Raw genomic sequence first — 15,221 nt, forward strand, 5'->3', positions numbered from 1 at the left:
CCAATTTAAGCGCCGGAGGGGTCGAGTTCAATTGGTTTCGGCGAGTTCGCGCAGATAGGTCGAGGACAGATCCGAGCGCCGGCCGTGCAGGAAGATCCAGGCGGGCGGGGTGCGCACCGGCAAAGCGGCGCCCTGATTCTCCGACAGGCGCCAGCGCGCCATCCAGTTTGCGGCGGGGGAGGCGATCGAGCGATGCGTCGAGCCGGGGCGGTCGATCACCGCGATCGGCATCATCCGGGCAATCGTGCGCCATTCATTCCAGCGGTGGAAATTCGCCAGATTGTCCGAACCCATGATCCAGACGAAGCGCACGCCGGGGCAGCGGCGTTTCAATTGACGCAGCGTGTCGGCGGTGTAGCGGGTGCGCAGCGTCGCCTCGATGCCGGTGACATGGATATGGCCGTGGTCGGCAAGCGCGCGAGCGGTGGCGATGCGCTGCGTGAGCGGCGGCAGAGCGTGATTGTCCTTCAGCGGGTTGCCGGGCGTGACCAGCCACCAGACGCGGTCGAGCTGGAGCCGGCGCAGCGCCGTCAGGCTCGCCATGCGGTGGCCGTCATGGGCGGGGTTGAAAGTGCCGCCGAACAGCCCGATGCGCAGACCGGGCGCGTGCGGCGGCAGGCGCAGCTCTTCGGAGCTCACGGGCGGACCTGACCCCGGCCGTGGACCCGGTACTTGAAGGAGCAGAGCTGCTCGACGCCGACGGGGCCGCGCGCATGCATGCGGCCGGTGGCGATGCCGATCTCGGCGCCGAAGCCGAATTCGCCGCCATCGGCGAACTGGGTCGAAGCGTTGTGCAGCACGATCGCCGAATCGATTTCGGCCAGGAAGCGGGCGGCGGCGGCCTCGTCCCGGGTGACGATCGCGTCGGTGTGGTGCGAGCCGTAGGTCTCGATATGCGTGATCGCCGCGTCGAGGCCGGGCACGAGCTTCACCGCGATGATGCTGTCGAGATATTCGGTGCGCCAATCCTCCTCGCTCGCCGGCGTGACGCGCGGGTCGACGGCCAATGTCGCCGTGTCGCCGCGTACGGCGCAGCCCTCGTCGAGCAGGGCGGTGACGAGCGGCTTGAGGTGCGTTTCGGCACAGGCTTGGTCGACCAGCAGCGTCTCGGCGGCGCCACAGACGCCGGTGCGGCGCAATTTGGCGTTGATGAGGATGGCGCGGGCCATGGCGAGATCGGCTTCGCCATGGACATAGACATGGTTGTTGCCGTCGAGATGCGCGAAGACCGGCACGCGCGCCTCTTGTTGGACCCGCGCGACGAGGCTCTTGCCGCCGCGCGGCACGACGACGTCGACATTGCCACCCAGCCCCTTGAGGATCTCGCCGACGGCGGCGCGGTCGCGGCTCGGCACCAGCTGGATCGCCTCGCGCGGCAGGCCGGCGAGGCTAAGCCCGTCCTGCATGGCGGCGGCGATCTCGCTGGAGGTGCGGAAACTGTCGGAGCCGGCGCGCAGGATCGCGACATTACCGCTCTTCAGGCAGAGCGCGCCGGCGTCCGCCGTGACATTGGGGCGGCTCTCGAAGATCACGGCGACGACGCCGAGCGGAGTGGCGATGCGCTCGAAGAGCAAGCCGTTGGGCTGCGTCCAGCTCGCCAGCACGCGGCCGACCGGATCGGGCAGGGCGGCGATGCCAGCGACGGCCTGGGCGACCGCTTCGAGGCGGGCCTCGTCGAGGGTGAGGCGGTCGATGAAGGAGGCGATGAGGCCGGCGGAGCGGGCGTCGGCCAGGTCCTGGCGGTTGGCGGCAAGGATCGCCGGGGCGCGTTCGCGCAGCGCCTCCGCCATCGCCGCCAGCGCGCGGTTACGCTGCTGCGTCGGTGCGGTTCCGACCTGGCGCGCCGCGGCGCGAGCGGCCCGGCCGAGCCTGCGCATCAGCGCGGCGACGTCGCCGTTCTCATTGTCGGGCGCGGGGACGCGCCTTGCGTTCTCTTGGGTCATCGCCGCCCTGAACTCTGCTTACGCATCGGGATCGTAGCCGAGGCGCAGCGCCATGTCGTCCCGGTGAATCATCTCGGCGCGGCCGGGGTAGCCGAGCACCGCCTCGATCTCGCGCGAGGCCTTGCCGAGTACGCGCGCCGCCTCGTCCGCGTCATAGGCGACGAGACCGCGACCGAGCTCGCTGCCGTCACCGGCGCGGATCACGACCGCGTCACCGCGGCTGAAGGCACCCTCGACCCGGGTGACGCCGACCGGCAGCAGGCTCGCCCCGCCGCGCAGCGCCCGGGCGGCGCCGTCGTCGACATGCAGCGTGCCGCGCGGTTCGAGCGAGCCGGCGATCCAGGTCTTGCGCGCTGTGGCGGGCGTCGAGGCGCTGAGGAACCAGGAGCAGCGTGCACCCTGCGTGACGGCGCGCAGCGGGTTCTTGGCACGGCCATCGGCGATCAGCATATGGGCGCCGCCGGCGGTCGCGATCTTGCCGGCCTCGATCTTGGTACGCATGCCGCCGCGCGAGAGTTCGGAGGCGGCGCCGCCGGCCATCGCCTCGATCGCGGACGAAATCGCCGGTATGACCGGGATATGCTGCGCGTCCGGGCTCGACAGAGGCGGGGCGGTGTAGAGGCCGTCGATGTCGGAGAACAGCACCAGGAGATCGGCGCCGGCCATGGTGGCGACGCGGGCGGCCAGCCGGTCATTGTCGCCATAGCGGATCTCGGAGGTGGCGACGGTGTCGTTCTCGTTGATGACGGGAACGGCGCGCAGGTCGAGCAGCCGGCCGAGCGTCGCGCGGGCGTTGAGATAGCGCCGGCGCTCTTCGGTGTCTGCGAGGGTCAGCAGGATCTGGCCAGCGTTGAGGCCGTGATGCCCGAGCGCTTCCGACCAGTTGCGCGCGAGCGCGATCTGTCCGACCGCGGCGGAGGCCTGGCTTTCCTCGAGCCTGAGCGGGCCGGCCGGCAGTTTCAGCACGGTGCGGCCGAGCGCGATCGCACCAGAGGAGACGACGAGCACATCGGCGCCGCGGCCATGCAATTCGGCGAGATCCTCGGCCAGAGCGGCGAGCCAGGCATGACGCAGACGCCCCTGCGCCCGGTCGACGAGCAGGGACGAGCCGACCTTGACGACGATGCGGCGGAACTGGTCGAGGGCAGGCAGGTTCACGGGCGGGACCGGGCTTGTGAGGCGGCAAGACGACGCCCGGAGCCGTTCCTTGGCCAAATCGCCGGCGTTGTAAAGCAGCACGGGTGCAATCCTGCTGCGCCTGCCGCTGCATGGACTGGTTTAAACCGGCGCGTTGAGCACGCGGACGATCCAATAGGCTTGGTAGGCAATGTGCAGCAGCGCCGTCCCGAGCTGCAGGCGCTTGTTCGCCGAGAGCGAGGCGGCCAGGCAGAGGCCGAGGCCGAGCGGGACCTGGATGAGATAGTCGGCGCTGTAATGGCTCCAGCGTGCCGGGCCCTTCAGGGCGGTGTCGACGACATCGAGAACGAAAGTCAGCGCGAACAATCCGAAGAACCAGCGCCGACGATTGAGGAAGTAGTCCTCATAATCGGCATACTCGTCGAGATCGTCCGGAAACAGCAGCGCACAGAGCAGGAAGAGCGTCAGCGCATAGCCGATCAGGAAGAGGAAGGTGCCGAAGGTCAGGCTCGGCAGTCGGGACAGCGCAAACTCCCACCACCAGAACAAGGCGAGCTCGACCAGCAGGGAAAAAACCCAGAGCAGGTGGATCGCCGAGAGGCGATAGCGCTTGGGATGCTGGATCAGCCGGGCGACGCCGGTGAGCAGCCGCGTGATGCCCAGACCGACCACCATGCCGATGACGATGCGGATATGGGGGAAGAGCTCGTTGGCGGCTTGCGGGTCCATGGCGTCCGATGTGATCGAAGGCGGCTCAAGGGTGCATGGCGAGGCGCCCCCTGCCAAGGGGCGCGAGGCGATGCGGGTTCGCCATGCGCGTGGTGGGACGCGATAAGGGGTGGCGCTGGCCGCCGATTTCTGTTACCGGGGGCGCGAATTCATCAAGGGTCGGGCTCAGCCTGGCCCTTTTTCCTTCCATCCTGCAAAGCTGGAGAAACGGATGCAGGTTCTCGTGCGCGACAATAATGTCGATCAGGCCATTCGCGTTCTGAAGAAGAAATTGCAGCGCGAAGGCGTGTTTCGCGAGATGAAGCGTCGCGCTTCCTATGAGAAGCCGTCCGAGCAGCGCGCTCGCGAGAAGGCCGAGGCCGTGCGCCGCGCCCGCAAACTCGCCCGCAAGCAGGCCCAGCGTGAAGGCCTGATCGCCGCGCCGAAGCCGAAGGTGCTGAAGCCCCGCGCTGCCGGCGCAGCGGCCCCGCGCTGATTTCACTACAAAACTTCCGCGCGCTGCCGTATTTGCAGCGCGCGGGCGGCATTCTCGCCCGAGCAACTCCTGAAGGCCAACCTTGAAGAATCCGAACGACCGCCATTTCACTGATCGCCAGGCCAATTCCGCCAATGCGAAGAAGGCCCTGCTTGAGCGCTTCAAGAAGCGCCCCGGGCCGGACGATCCGGTGATGGTGCAGCGTCGGGCCGAGCGCGAGGCGATCGCCGCCGCGCGGGCCGAGCGCGATGCCAAGAAGGAAGCGGAGCGCCTGGAAGCCGAGCGCATCGCCGCCCTGGAGCGCGCTGCCCAGGAGGAGGCCGAGCGTCTGGCCGAAATCGAGCGCGAGGTGCAGCGCAAGGCCGAGCAGGCCAAGCGCGACGCCGAGCGGCCGCGCCGCGTGCTGCTCGAAGCCGTGCAGTACATGGAGATGCGGGTCGCCGGTAAGCGCCGCTGAACACGAATTCTCGATCGAATCTGCTCGATCGTCGACGGCGCCGCATCTGATGCGGCGCCGTTTTCTTTGGCGCGGAGGGTGTGGCCGCGTCTGTTCTTTCCGCAGAGGAATAGCACTCATTCCGTCCGGGAACGGTACTCGTTTCACTTACAACTAAAGTTATAGTCCTTCCGGCTTGCCATCTCCCCGCGCTGCCGAAACTCTGGGTTGCGACGGCCAGCAGAGCCGCAAACAATGCACGCCGGCTTCAACGGCGCCGTTTCTCCGGGGAGAGAACCATGACGTCCGAAGCGACGAAGACACGTTCCAATCGACGCAATTTCCTGAAAGTGGCCGGGCTAGCAGGCGCCGGCGCGATCGCGATGCCGCAGGTCAGCCGGGCGCAGACCGTGACCTGGAAGTTCCAGTCGACCTGGCCGACCAAGGACATCTTCCATGAATTCGCCGGCGATTTCGCCAAGCGTATCAACGACATGTCCGGCGGGCGCCTGAAGATCGACGTGCTTGCCGCCGGCGCGGTGGTGCCGGCCTTCCAGATGCAGGACGCGGTCGCTGCCGGCATCCTCGATGGCGGCCATGGCGTGTCCGCCTATTGGTACGGCAAGAACAAGGCGTTCTCGCTGTTCGGTACACCGCCGGCCCTCGGCTGGGACGCCACCAACTTCCTCGGCTGGATGAACCATGGCGGCGGCTACGACCTCTACAACGACCTTGTCCAGAACCAGCTCAAGCTCAACCTGGTAGGCTTCTTCTCGGGGCCGATGCCGTGCCAGCCGCTCGGTTGGTTCAAGAAGGAGCTGAAGACCGCCGACGACTTCAAGGGCCTGAAATACCGCACCGTCGGCCTCGCCGCCGACCTGATGCGCGAAATGGGCGCGGCGGTGACCATCCTCGCCGGTGGCGAGATCGTGCCGGCGCTGGAGCGCGGCGTGATCGACGGCGCCGAGTTCAACAATCCGTCCTCGGATTCGATCCTCGGCTTCCAGGACGTCGCCAAGGTCTACATGCTGCAGAGCTACCACCAGGCGGCGGAGAGCTTCGAATTGCTCTTCAACAAGACCAAGTTCGACGCGCTCTCGCCCGAGCAGAAGGCGATCGTGAAGTACGCAGCCGAGTCTGCCTCCTCCGATATGATCTGGAAGGCGCTCGACCGCTATTCCAAGGATCTCGAGATGCTGCGCGGGAAAGGCGTCAACGTGGTCGCGACGCCGGAGGTGATCCTCAAGGCGCAACTCGCCGCCTGGGACAAGGTATTGGAGAAGCTCGGCGGCGAGAGCCCGTTCTTCAAGAAAGTGGTCGATAGCCAGAAGGATTGGGTCAAGCGCACCGTGTCCTATCAGCGGCTCAACGAGCCCTCGCGCGATCTCGCCTTCAACCACTTCTTCAAGACCTGAAGGCCGCTGCCTCACGGAGCCGCGTCCGCCGTCCTTGTGACGGCGGGCGCTTTTTGCCAATTTTAGACAGCGGGCGACGGACGCGGATGAAACTGATCCTTGCGATCGACAAGTTCAACACCGCCATCGGCAAGCTCGCCGGCTGGACGATCCTGATCCTGACGCTGGCGATCAGCTACGAGGTCTTCTCGCGCTACGCGCTGCGGGCGCCGACCGAATGGGCCTTCGACGTCAGCTACATCCTCTACGGTACGCTGTTCATGCTGGCCGGCCCCTATGCGCTCGCCCGCAATGCGCATGTGCGCGGCGATTTCCTCTATCGCGAATGGAGCCCGCGCACGCAGGCAAGGCTCGATCTCGCGCTGTACTTTATCTTCTTCTTCCCCGGCATCATCGCGCTCGCCTGGGCCGGCTACAAATTCGCGGCCTTCTCCTGGATGATCAAGGAGCATTCCTCGAATTCGCCAAACGGGCCGCCGCTCTACCATTTCAAGTCGCTGATCCCGATCGCCGGCGTGCTGATGACGGTGCAGGGGCTGGCCGAGGTGGCGCGCTGCGTCATCTGCCTGCGTACCGGCGAATGGCCGCAGCGGCTGCACGATGTCGAGGAAACCGAGAAGCTCATTCTTGAGCAGGCTGCCGCCCAAGGCGGGCCGGATGCGGGGAAGACCGTCTGATGCTGGGTATGGGCAATCCGGAACTGGGCGTGGTGATGCTCGTCCTGTTCATCTTCTTCATCATGCTCGGCTTCCCGATCGCCTTCACGCTGATGGCGCTGGGTGTCGGCTTCGGCTACTGGGCGATGGGCGACACGGTGTTCAGCCTCGTGGTCCAGCGCACCTATTCGGTGATGGCCAACGACGTCCTGGTCTCGATCCCGCTCTTCATCTTCATGGGCTACATCATCGAGCGGGCGAACATCCTCGACCGGCTGTTCCACTCGATCCAGCTCGCGCTCGGCAACGTTCCAGGCTCTCTCGCCATTGCCACATTGGCGACCTGCGCCATCTTCGCGACCGCGACCGGCATCGTCGGGGCGGTGGTGACGCTGATGGGGCTGCTCGCCTTCCCGGCGATGCTGCGCGCCGGCTACGACGTCAAGCTCTCGGCCGGCGTGGTCTGCGCCGGCGGTTGCCTCGGCATCCTGATCCCGCCCTCGGTGATGCTGATCCTCTACGGTGCGACCGCCGGCGTCTCTGTCCCGAAGCTTTACGCCGGCGCTCTCTTCCCTGGCCTGCTGCTCGCCGGGCTCTATATGCTCTATGTGCTGATCCGCTGCTGGCTCAACCCGGCATTGGCGCCGAAGTTGCCGAAGGAGCAGACGGATGTGCCGTGGACGAGCGTGCTTTGGGCGCTCGTCACCAGCTTCTTCCCGCTCACCATCCTGATCATGTCAGTGCTGGGCTGCATCTTCTTCGGCCTGGCGACGCCGACCGAGGCCGCCGCCGTCGGCTCGCTCGGCAGCCTGATCCTGGCCGCCGCCTACCGCTCGCTCTCCTTCGGCAAGGTCAAGGAATCGGTGATTCTGACGGCGCGGACCTCAGCGATGGTCTGCTGGCTCTTCGTCGGCTCCTTCATCTTCTCGTCGATCTTCGCCATCCTCGGCGGCCACGAGCCGATCAAGAATCTGGTCACGGCGCTGAACCTATCGCCGACCATGTTCCTGATCGTGGCGCAATTGATCATCTTCGTGCTCGGCTGGCCGCTGGAGTGGACCGAGATCATCGTGATCTTCGTGCCGATCTTCCTGCCGCTGCTGGAGTTCTTCAAGATCGACCCGCTGTTCTTCGGCATCCTGATCGCCCTGAACATCCAGACCTCGTTCCTGTCACCGCCGGTGGCGATGGCGCCGTTCTATCTGAAGGGCATCGCGCCACCGCACGTCACCATCAACCAGATCTTCTCCGGGGTGATGCCGTTCCTCTGGCTCGTGCTGGTGGCGATGGTGGTGGTCTACGTCTTCCCCGGGATCGCGCTCTGGCTGCCGAAATATCTCTACGGCTGAGGCTCTCAATCCTCCGAGCGGGCGTCTTGGCCACAGCGGAAGCCCGCTGCTTTCTCATCGGCGAGGCGGCGGGCGGCGGCATTGGCTTCCGGCTTGCGGGCGTCGATGCTGCCGAGAATGCAGGTCGGGCCATCTGGCGTGAGTCGGTAGACGACGAGCCGGCTGCCGTCGAGCTTGCCGACGCTCGCACCGGTGGCGTAGCGCACGATCGCTGCCTGCGGCCGCGCGCCCTTCGGTCCGCGCCATTCGATCGTCCGGCCGACCTCGAAGAAGGCGGCCTTGTCCAAGACCGCCTCCTGCAGCGCCCTGGCGCCGAACTCGACCGCGGATGAATCGTCACCAGCAGTCCAGATCACCGTAAAGCCCGGCTTGCCCGGGCAACGATGGACCGCGACCGGATCGCCATTGCCCTTGTCCTTGCGGCATTTGGCGTAGTCATGAGTCGTATAGCTGCTCGTCCACTGCTCGGCGTGCAGGGGGGCTGCGAGCAGGGTCGCAAAGCTGGTGGCCAGAGCTAGCCGTGCGATCGTCATGGCGGGCCTTCTCCGTTGAGACAGGGTTGATCCGACGACATCCGGCACCTGCCGGCAAGAGTTGCGAGCAAGCGCAGAAACGGAACCCGACGGCGTCTTGGGAAATTTTTTATGCGAACCGCGCGATTCCGGCCCTGCGGCCGACAAGCCTCGTGCATGGCGAACCGTTCGCCACCCGGCTATCCAATCGGAGAACGAACATGACCCGTACCAAGAAGAGCTTCGCCGCCGCCCTTGCCGCTCTTGCGATCGGCGCTTCCGTTTTCGCCGCTTCCGATGCCGAGGCGCGCCCGCGCTATTATCGTGGCGCTGCGATCGGTGCCGGCGTCGTCGGCGCGCTCGCCCTCGGCGCCCTTGCAGCCGGCGCTGCCAGCGGCCCTGCCTACGGCTACTACGATGACGGCTACGCGCCGGCCTATGCCCCCGTTCCGGTCCGCCGCTGCCAGCTCGTCGACCGTGTCAACTACTACGGCGAATACGTCGGCACCCGCCGCGTTTGCCGCACCTACTACTGAGTTTCTCCCAGGGCCTTCCTCCCCGGCCCGACATCCTGGCCCGCCGGTTCGCCCGGCGGGCTTTTTTCGTTGTGTGCTCCGCGTCGCTGTACGAAATCGACGGTTTGAGCGCTCGAATCCTCTGGCGGTTTGTTGCTCGCCGATGTCATCTCGATGATGCATAAGCACGTATATCGAGAGCAGTGACGATGACGCCCCAGTTCATTGCCGCGACGATTCAGTCTCTGATTCCGGTGTTCGGCATCAGCACATGGTTCGCGCTGATGCGGGCGAACGGAGTGCACAGCGGCAGGCTCGCAGCTCTGCTCGCCATCTGGTTCACGATCAGCGCAGCTTTCGCCGCCTTGCCCGGCTTGGTCGCGCTGCGGCAAGACAATGCAGCGGTGCAGCCTGCCGTCATCCTGTCGAGCATCGCGATTGCGGCTGCGCTGCACGCGGTTCCGGCGGTGCGGGACTTCTTCCGGCGCGCGAACTTGCCCCCGCTGCTTGCGCTGTTCCTCTGGCGTGCCGTTTTCGGCTTCTTGCTGGCGCTGCTGTGGTTCGCCGGCGGGCTGCCCGCTGCGTTCGCGCAGCCTGCCGCGATCGGCGACATCGCGGTCGGACTCTGGGCGGCGTTTCTCTATTGGCGCATGCGCGGCGGTGACCGGCCGTCGCCGCTTCATCTATGGCTGTGGAATCTCGCGGGCCTTTTCGACCTGCTCAACGTCATGCGGCTCGCGGTGACCGTTCTCGTGCCCTGGCTGGCCGTGAACCCGGCCTTACCGGAATTTCCACTGCTGCCCCTGTTCGGCGTACCGCTCTTCATCGCGCTGCATCTGCACATCTGGCGCGCATGGCAGCGCTGACGTGAACGCCCGCCGGTTAGTCCGGCGGGCGTTGCTTCATCTCGAAACGTGGATCAGCCGCCGGTCGACATGGTCAGCGGCGGCTTCACCTCGGCCGGGATCGGAGAGACATAGCCGCCATCGGCGGCGACGCGCTTCTGGAAGTCGGCCTTGGCGGCGGCCATCAGCGCCGGGTCGGTCAGCACGGCGGCGCCGGTCGCCGCCATCGCCTTGGCCACCTGGACCATGGCCTTGTGGGCAGCCGGGGTCTTGCCCTGCGCCACCACCTGCCAGGTGTGGAAGGGCGTGCCGATCGCGACGGTCGGCGCATGCGCCTGCACCGTCGGGACGACCCAGCTGACGTCGCCGACATCGGTCGAGCCGATCGCGGGATTGCGGGGTGCGTCGAGCGGCACGGTGAAATCGGCGAGCTCGGCATCGGTCTTCGGCAGGCCGATCGAACGCCAGATCGCGTCGATGTCCTTCTGCGTCAGGGTCGAGCGGATCTGCCTGGCGAACTCCTTGTCGGCGTCGTCGAAATGCGGCGGGCCGAGATCCTCCATGATGCCCTGCAGCGCCTGCTCCAGCGGGCCGTTGCCGACGACGTTGGAGACGGCGGAGACGATCTTCATCTCCATCGTCGTCTCGGTCATCAGGGCTGCGCCCTCGGCGATCTTTTTGACGCGGCCGACCAGCTCGAGCATGCCCGGCAGGTCGCGGGCGCGGATCGAATAGCGTACGCGGGCATGGGCCTGGACGACATTGGGGGCGATGCCGCCGGTGTCGAGCAGGGCATAGTGCACGCGCGCATCGCTCGGCATGTGCTCGCGCATATAGTTGACACCGACGCTCATCAGCTCGACGGCGTCGAGCGCGCTGCGGCCGAGCTCGGGCGAGGCTGCGGCATGCGAGGCGCGGCCGGTGAAGACGAAATCGGCTCGGGTGTTGGCGAGCGAGAGCGGCGGCGTCACTTCCCAGAAGCTGTTCGGATGCCAGGAGATCGCGATGTCGGCATCCTTGAAGGCGCCGGCGCGGACCATGAAGGCCTTGGCGGCGCCGCCTTCCTCGGCCGGGCAGCCATAATAGCGCACGCGGCCGGGCAGCTTGTTCTCGGCGAGCCAGTTCTTCATCGCGGTGGCAGCCAGCAGCGCGGCCGAGCCGAGCAGATTGTGGCCGCAGCCATGGCCGTGGCCGCCGGTCTCGATCTCGCTATGCTCGGCGACGCCGGCTTCCTGGCTGAGGCCCGGCAGCGCGTCGTATTCGCCGAGGAAGGCGATGACCGGGCCGCCTTCGCCGGCCTCGCCGATCACCGCGGTCGGGATGTCGGCGATATTCTGCGTGATCCGGAAGCCCTGATGCTCGAGTTCGGCGACATGCTCGGCGACCGAGCGCTTCTCGGTGTAGCAGACCTCGGGAATGGCCCAGACCCGGTCGCTGAGTTCGATGAAGCGCTGCTTGCTGGCGTCGACGTGACGCCAGAGGTCGTTGCGATTGTCCATGTCTTGTCTCGCTAGAGAGGAAGCCTCGCCTCCTTTTCGCAAGCGCGCGATCATGCGTCCAGCAACTGCAGGGCATGGCGGCCCTGCCTCATGGCTTTCTTATGCGCTTGCTTTTCGGCGCGGCATCGGCCTGATGCGCGGCATGGCCCGCCAGAAGCTGCTTTTTGTTGCCACCGAAGACTGGTTCTTCGCCTCGCATTTCCTGCCGATGGCGCGCGCCGCGGCGGAGATGGGGCTCGACGTCGCCGTGATCGCCAGGGAGCGCAATCATCGCAAGGCGATCGAGGCGACAGGCGCGCGTCTGATCGCGCTTGAGGCGGAGCGGCGCGCTCTCTCTCCGGTGGCGCTCGTCAAGCAGATCATGGCGCTGAAGCGCCTGATCGAGCGAGAGAAGCCGGACATCCTGCATTGCATCGCGCTGAAGCCGATTGCGCTCGCCGGTCTCGCCGGGCGCCTCGCCGGGGTCGAGCGGCGGGTTTATGCCCTGACCGGGCTCGGCTTCCTCGGGGCGCGCGAGGGCGGGCTCGCCGATGCGGCGCGCCTGGCGACCAAGCTTTGGCTGCGTGAAGCGATCGACGGGCCGCACGTCCGCTTCCTGTTCGAAAACCCCGACGATCCGCTGACGCTCGGGCTCGATCCGGCCGATGCCGGCAAGGTCGCGATCGTCGGCGGCGCCGGGGTCGATCCGCTGATCCTGATGCCCGAGCCGATGCCGCCGCAGCCGCCGCTCAAGGTTGCGCTCGTCGCCCGCATGCTTTGGTCGAAAGGCGTCGACCTCGCGGTCGAGGCGGTGAGCCTGGCGCGCAAGCAGGGCGCCCGCGTCGAATTGACCCTGCACGGCGCGCCCGACCCCTCCAATCCCAAGGCGGTGCCGGAGGCGACCCTGCGCGACTGGTCGGCACGGCCGGGGATTACCTGGGCCGGGCCGACGCGCGATATCGAGGATGTCTGGCGCAAGCACCATGTCTGCTGCCTGCCCTCGCGCGGCGGCGAGGGCCTGCCACGCACCTTGCTGGAAGGCGCCGCCTGCGGGCGGGCGCTGCTGACGACCGATGTGCCGGGCTGTCGCTCCTTCGTCCGCACCGGCCAGGACGGCTTCGTCGTGCCGGCCAACGACATCGCCGCGCTGGCGCAGGCGCTGGTGACACTCGCGGCCTCGCCCGGCCAGGTCGAGCGCATGGGAACGAGTGCGCGCGAGCGGCTGCTCGCCGGCTATACCGAGCGCGACGTCATGGACGGTGTGAAGGGCCTCTACCGCTCCCTGCTCGGCCAGCGCCAGGCGGATCCGGTCGCGTGAGCGCGGTCGACGCCGCGCTCGACCGGCTCGCTTTCATCCGCGCCCATACGCGGCTGCTGCCGGTGCCGCATGCGCCGGAGATCTCGCTGCATGTCGCCGAGGAGGCGACCGAGCTCTGGCAGAAGACCGAGGATGAACTGGCGACGATCGGCCTGCCGCCGCCGTTCTGGGCCTTCGCCTGGGCCGGCGGGCAGGCCTTGGCGCGTTATATCCTCGATCACACCGAGGCGGTGCGGGCTAAGCGCGTGCTCGATTTCGCCAGCGGCTCCGGTCTCGTCGCCATCGCTGCGGCGAAGGCTGGAGCGGTGCAGGTGATCGCGGCCGACATCGATGCCTTCGCCGCGGCCGCGATCGGCCTCAATGCTGAGGCGAATGGCGTCTTGATCGAAGCCCGGCTCGACGATCTGCTTGGCCTCGACCAGGGCTGGGACGTCATCCTCGCCGGCGACATCTGCTATGAGCGCGAATTGGCGGCGCAGGTGATCGACTGGCTCTCAGGGCTCTCGCGGCGCGGCGCGACCGTGCTGATCGGCGATCCCGGCCGCAGCTATCTGCCCAAGGACAGGCTCGTCGAGGTCGCGACCTATCAGGTGCCGGTGACGCGGGCGCTGGAGGATGCCGAGATCAAGAAGAGCTCGGTCTGGCGGCTGGCGGGCGAGGGGCGGTAGGCGGCGGAGACTGTCGCTCAGGCGGCCCGGCTCGGCGCTTTCTCCGGGGGATTGCCGTCCTTGATGACGGTCCTGAGGAGATCCCGCAATTCGGGCGTATCCTGATGCCCGTGAACCTTGACGGCATGCTGGACGGCCGCCTCCAGCAGTTCGCCCTCGGTATCGGCGCCGATCGCGATCGAGCAATTCATCTCGCTCGGGAATTCACGGCAGTCGATGAATTTGCGTCCCATGGCATCCTCCCTGAATGGAAGATCAGGTGCCCTTCATCGAAGGGCCGCTTGGCCCACAATACGCGCAGGCGCGGACCGCCGCAAAAGCGATTGCAGCCCCACAATGGCGGCAAGCGCGACTATTCGGTCTATTGCGCCATAGACCGTTGGGCTCGCTCATCATGCATTTCCAAAACGGTCTGCCCAGGGACAGGCTCAACCAGGTCGCGACCTATCAGGTGCGGGCGCTGGAGGATGCCGAGATCAAGAAGAGCTCGGTGTGGCGGCTGGTGGTGGAAGGGGCGGTAGAGGGTGGAGCTTTCGTCGTCAGTTCGTTGGCGAGAGCGGCTGCAGCGCGCCAAGTTTCGACATAGGGATGCTAGGGAACGCTCGCCAAAACGATCTCTCGCAGCACGCGCGTCGGCGGAATCCACTGATCTTCCGTTCCGTAGTTTCCAGCCGTCAAAGCGATGACGAGCTGCAATGCAGGGATGATGAACAGGCGTTGGCCGCCTTCGCCCTGGGCCATCCACATGCGCTCCAGGCGCCCGGCTGCCCATCCTTTCGGCTTGCCGAAGGCAACATCGAGGAGAAACCATTGATAGCCGTAACGGCGAAGCTCGTCGGAACTGACTACAGGCGTGATGCAACGCGCGATCCATTCCGCCGGAACGATCTGTCGGCTGCCGAGCTTTCCAGCGGAGAGCATCAGCGTCCCGATCCGTGAGAGGTCGCGAACCGACATCCGGGCGCCTGACGCAGCGAACGGCTCACCGTCAGGTCCGGCAGCCCATTGCGTCGGTCCCATGCCCAACGGATCGAAAAGAAACTCGCGTGCGAAGTCGTGCAGCGACTTACCGGAGCCTTTTGTGATCAAGCGGGCGAGCAACGCGGTCGCTCCGCCGCAATAGGTCAAGTGTTCACCGGGCGTATCGACGAGCGGTCGCTCCAGTATGTAGCGATAACGGTCGGAAGCGTCGTCCATCGCGGTTTCGCTGTTGCGAGGATCGCCATAAGGGAAGCTGCTCTCGTCCCAATCCGTTGCCATGGTCATCGAGAGCGCATGATGGACGGTCAGGCGCGAACGTTCATCGGTGGCAAGATCGCGGTATTCGGGGAAGCCGGAAAGCAGGCTCGTTTCCGGCGCCGGCACCTTCCCTTGCTGAAGGGCGATCCCATAGAGCAAAGCCACGATGCTCTTCGAGCAGGATCGCAGGTCGTGGAGCGTCTCCGGCTTAAACTTGATGACCCCGAGATCGCCAACACCTCTCGCGCGATCTTGACCCTCGAAATAGCGCTCTACGATCGGTTCCCCAGCCTGGAGAACAAGAAGGCCATGGATGTTCCACACGCGGCGTTCTGCGAGTGCCTGATCGAGCCGTCGGATCACGTCGGCAGCGAATTGATCAGGAGGGACCGCGGGCCGTTGCCGACCCAAAGCTGGCAGGATCGGCGAAGCCACGGCTGCTCCTAGTCCTGAGAGGATCTGGCGACGATCTGGCACGGGCCGAAACGCCCCCATCTCGGGCATAT

The 15,221-nt window shown here is 66.4% G+C and carries 17 protein-coding genes and 1 pseudogene; 10 read left to right on the plus strand and 8 right to left on the minus strand.

What is annotated here, in order from left to right:
- Positions 1-27 precede the first annotated feature (27 nt).
- The 4 genes from AC07O0_RS20225 to AC07O0_RS20240 form a co-directional block, all read right to left on the minus strand.
- Positions 28-639, minus strand: a complete 612-nt coding sequence (locus tag AC07O0_RS20225; RefSeq protein WP_494625491.1) for a nicotinate-nucleotide adenylyltransferase — start codon at positions 637-639, stop codon at positions 28-30.
- Entirely contained in the window at positions 636-1,943 is a 1,308-nt protein-coding gene (locus AC07O0_RS20230) for a glutamate-5-semialdehyde dehydrogenase (RefSeq protein ID WP_494625492.1), read from the minus strand. Before AC07O0_RS20230 ends, AC07O0_RS20225 begins: the two co-directional genes overlap by 4 nt.
- An 18-nt stretch (positions 1,944-1,961) precedes the next feature.
- Positions 1,962-3,101: a glutamate 5-kinase gene (gene proB, locus AC07O0_RS20235; RefSeq protein WP_494625493.1), complete on the minus strand. Its 1,140-nt coding sequence runs from the start codon at positions 3,099-3,101 to the stop codon at positions 1,962-1,964.
- Between the two features lie 120 nt (positions 3,102-3,221).
- Positions 3,222-3,809 (minus strand): hypothetical protein, encoded by a 588-nt coding sequence (locus AC07O0_RS20240; protein WP_494625494.1) that lies wholly within the window; start codon positions 3,807-3,809, stop codon positions 3,222-3,224.
- A gap of 211 nt (positions 3,810-4,020) precedes the next feature.
- Here AC07O0_RS20240 and rpsU point away from each other — a divergent pair, with 211 nt between their 5' ends.
- From rpsU to AC07O0_RS20265, 5 genes are all read left to right on the plus strand, one after another.
- Positions 4,021-4,284, plus strand: a complete 264-nt coding sequence (rpsU, locus tag AC07O0_RS20245; protein WP_110489825.1) for a 30S ribosomal protein S21 — start codon at positions 4,021-4,023, stop codon at positions 4,282-4,284.
- A gap of 82 nt (positions 4,285-4,366) precedes the next feature.
- Positions 4,367-4,741, plus strand: a complete 375-nt coding sequence (locus tag AC07O0_RS20250; RefSeq protein WP_494625495.1) for a DUF6481 family protein — start codon at positions 4,367-4,369, stop codon at positions 4,739-4,741.
- 278 nt (positions 4,742-5,019) lie between these two features.
- The gene (locus tag AC07O0_RS20255) at positions 5,020-6,135 is read left to right on the plus strand and encodes a TRAP transporter substrate-binding protein (RefSeq protein ID WP_494625496.1); all 1,116 of its coding nucleotides are present in this window, start codon (positions 5,020-5,022) and stop codon (positions 6,133-6,135) included.
- 86 nt (positions 6,136-6,221) lie between these two features.
- Positions 6,222-6,812 (plus strand): TRAP transporter small permease subunit, encoded by a 591-nt coding sequence (locus tag AC07O0_RS20260; protein ID WP_494625497.1) that lies wholly within the window; start codon positions 6,222-6,224, stop codon positions 6,810-6,812.
- Between the two features lie 8 nt (positions 6,813-6,820).
- The gene (locus tag AC07O0_RS20265; protein ID WP_494625858.1) at positions 6,821-8,140 is read left to right on the plus strand and encodes a TRAP transporter large permease; all 1,320 of its coding nucleotides are present in this window, start codon (positions 6,821-6,823) and stop codon (positions 8,138-8,140) included.
- Between the two features lie 5 nt (positions 8,141-8,145).
- Here AC07O0_RS20265 and AC07O0_RS20270 read toward each other — a convergent pair whose 3' ends face one another.
- On the minus strand, positions 8,146-8,673 hold the full coding sequence (locus tag AC07O0_RS20270) for a hypothetical protein (RefSeq protein WP_494625498.1): 528 nt from the start codon (positions 8,671-8,673) through the stop codon (positions 8,146-8,148).
- Positions 8,674-8,873: 200 nt separating this feature from the next.
- Here AC07O0_RS20270 and AC07O0_RS20275 point away from each other — a divergent pair, with 200 nt between their 5' ends.
- Complete coding sequence (locus tag AC07O0_RS20275; protein ID WP_494625499.1) at positions 8,874-9,188, plus strand: hypothetical protein; 315 nt, start codon at positions 8,874-8,876, stop codon at positions 9,186-9,188.
- Positions 9,189-9,376: 188 nt separating this feature from the next.
- The gene (locus AC07O0_RS20280; RefSeq protein WP_494625500.1) at positions 9,377-10,033 is read left to right on the plus strand and encodes a DUF8737 domain-containing protein; all 657 of its coding nucleotides are present in this window, start codon (positions 9,377-9,379) and stop codon (positions 10,031-10,033) included.
- A gap of 53 nt (positions 10,034-10,086) precedes the next feature.
- Here the strand turns inward: AC07O0_RS20280 and AC07O0_RS20285 are convergent, their stop codons facing one another.
- Positions 10,087-11,511 (minus strand): M20 family metallopeptidase, encoded by a 1,425-nt coding sequence (locus tag AC07O0_RS20285; RefSeq protein ID WP_494625501.1) that lies wholly within the window; start codon positions 11,509-11,511, stop codon positions 10,087-10,089.
- Between the two features lie 142 nt (positions 11,512-11,653).
- On the opposite strand from AC07O0_RS20285, the gene AC07O0_RS20290 reads away from it, so the two are divergent.
- Together AC07O0_RS20290 and AC07O0_RS20295 are read left to right on the plus strand one after the other, a co-directional pair.
- On the plus strand, positions 11,654-12,808 hold the full coding sequence (locus AC07O0_RS20290) for a glycosyltransferase family 4 protein (protein WP_494625502.1): 1,155 nt from the start codon (positions 11,654-11,656) through the stop codon (positions 12,806-12,808).
- On the plus strand, positions 12,805-13,476 hold the full coding sequence (locus AC07O0_RS20295; RefSeq protein WP_494625503.1) for a class I SAM-dependent methyltransferase: 672 nt from the start codon (positions 12,805-12,807) through the stop codon (positions 13,474-13,476). The genes AC07O0_RS20290 and AC07O0_RS20295 overlap by 4 nt, the downstream gene beginning before the upstream one ends.
- Positions 13,477-13,493: 17 nt before the next feature.
- On the opposite strand, the gene AC07O0_RS20300 is transcribed toward AC07O0_RS20295, so the two are convergent.
- A complete protein-coding gene (locus tag AC07O0_RS20300; protein ID WP_494625504.1) occupies positions 13,494-13,709 on the minus strand; it encodes a DUF1059 domain-containing protein in 216 nt (71 codons plus the stop codon).
- 179 nt (positions 13,710-13,888) lie between these two features.
- Here AC07O0_RS20300 and AC07O0_RS20305 point away from each other — a divergent pair.
- Positions 13,889-13,975 (plus strand): annotated as a pseudogene (locus AC07O0_RS20305) (methyltransferase); the annotation flags it as partial.
- A 92-nt stretch (positions 13,976-14,067) separates the two neighbouring features.
- Here the strand turns inward: AC07O0_RS20305 and AC07O0_RS20310 are convergent.
- Complete coding sequence (locus AC07O0_RS20310) at positions 14,068-15,150, minus strand: serine hydrolase domain-containing protein (protein WP_494625505.1); 1,083 nt, start codon at positions 15,148-15,150, stop codon at positions 14,068-14,070.
- Positions 15,151-15,221 lie beyond the last annotated feature (71 nt).

It is taken from the genome of Allobosea sp. GW821-FHT10B12 (assembly GCF_059415545.1).

What these genes read in the sequence shown, in the direction of transcription:
- AC07O0_RS20285 (WP_494625501.1), bottom strand. Translation starts at nt 11,511, where the DNA reads ATGGACAATCGCAACGACCTCTGGCGTCACGTCGACGCCAGCAAGCAG.
- AC07O0_RS20275 (WP_494625499.1), top strand. Translation starts at nt 8,874, where the DNA reads ATGACCCGTACCAAGAAGAGCTTCGCCGCCGCCCTTGCCGCTCTTGCG.
- AC07O0_RS20290 (WP_494625502.1), top strand. Translation starts at nt 11,654, where the DNA reads ATGGCCCGCCAGAAGCTGCTTTTTGTTGCCACCGAAGACTGGTTCTTC.
- AC07O0_RS20265 (WP_494625858.1), top strand. Translation starts at nt 6,821, where the DNA reads ATGGGCAATCCGGAACTGGGCGTGGTGATGCTCGTCCTGTTCATCTTC.
- AC07O0_RS20270 (WP_494625498.1), bottom strand. Translation starts at nt 8,673, where the DNA reads ATGACGATCGCACGGCTAGCTCTGGCCACCAGCTTTGCGACCCTGCTC.
- AC07O0_RS20260 (WP_494625497.1), top strand. Translation starts at nt 6,222, where the DNA reads ATGAAACTGATCCTTGCGATCGACAAGTTCAACACCGCCATCGGCAAG.
- rpsU (WP_110489825.1), top strand. Translation starts at nt 4,021, where the DNA reads ATGCAGGTTCTCGTGCGCGACAATAATGTCGATCAGGCCATTCGCGTT.
- AC07O0_RS20280 (WP_494625500.1), top strand. Translation starts at nt 9,377, where the DNA reads ATGACGCCCCAGTTCATTGCCGCGACGATTCAGTCTCTGATTCCGGTG.
- AC07O0_RS20300 (WP_494625504.1), bottom strand. Translation starts at nt 13,709, where the DNA reads ATGGGACGCAAATTCATCGACTGCCGTGAATTCCCGAGCGAGATGAAT.
- AC07O0_RS20230 (WP_494625492.1), bottom strand. Translation starts at nt 1,943, where the DNA reads ATGACCCAAGAGAACGCAAGGCGCGTCCCCGCGCCCGACAATGAGAAC.
- AC07O0_RS20255 (WP_494625496.1), top strand. Translation starts at nt 5,020, where the DNA reads ATGACGTCCGAAGCGACGAAGACACGTTCCAATCGACGCAATTTCCTG.
- AC07O0_RS20240 (WP_494625494.1), bottom strand. Translation starts at nt 3,809, where the DNA reads ATGGACCCGCAAGCCGCCAACGAGCTCTTCCCCCATATCCGCATCGTC.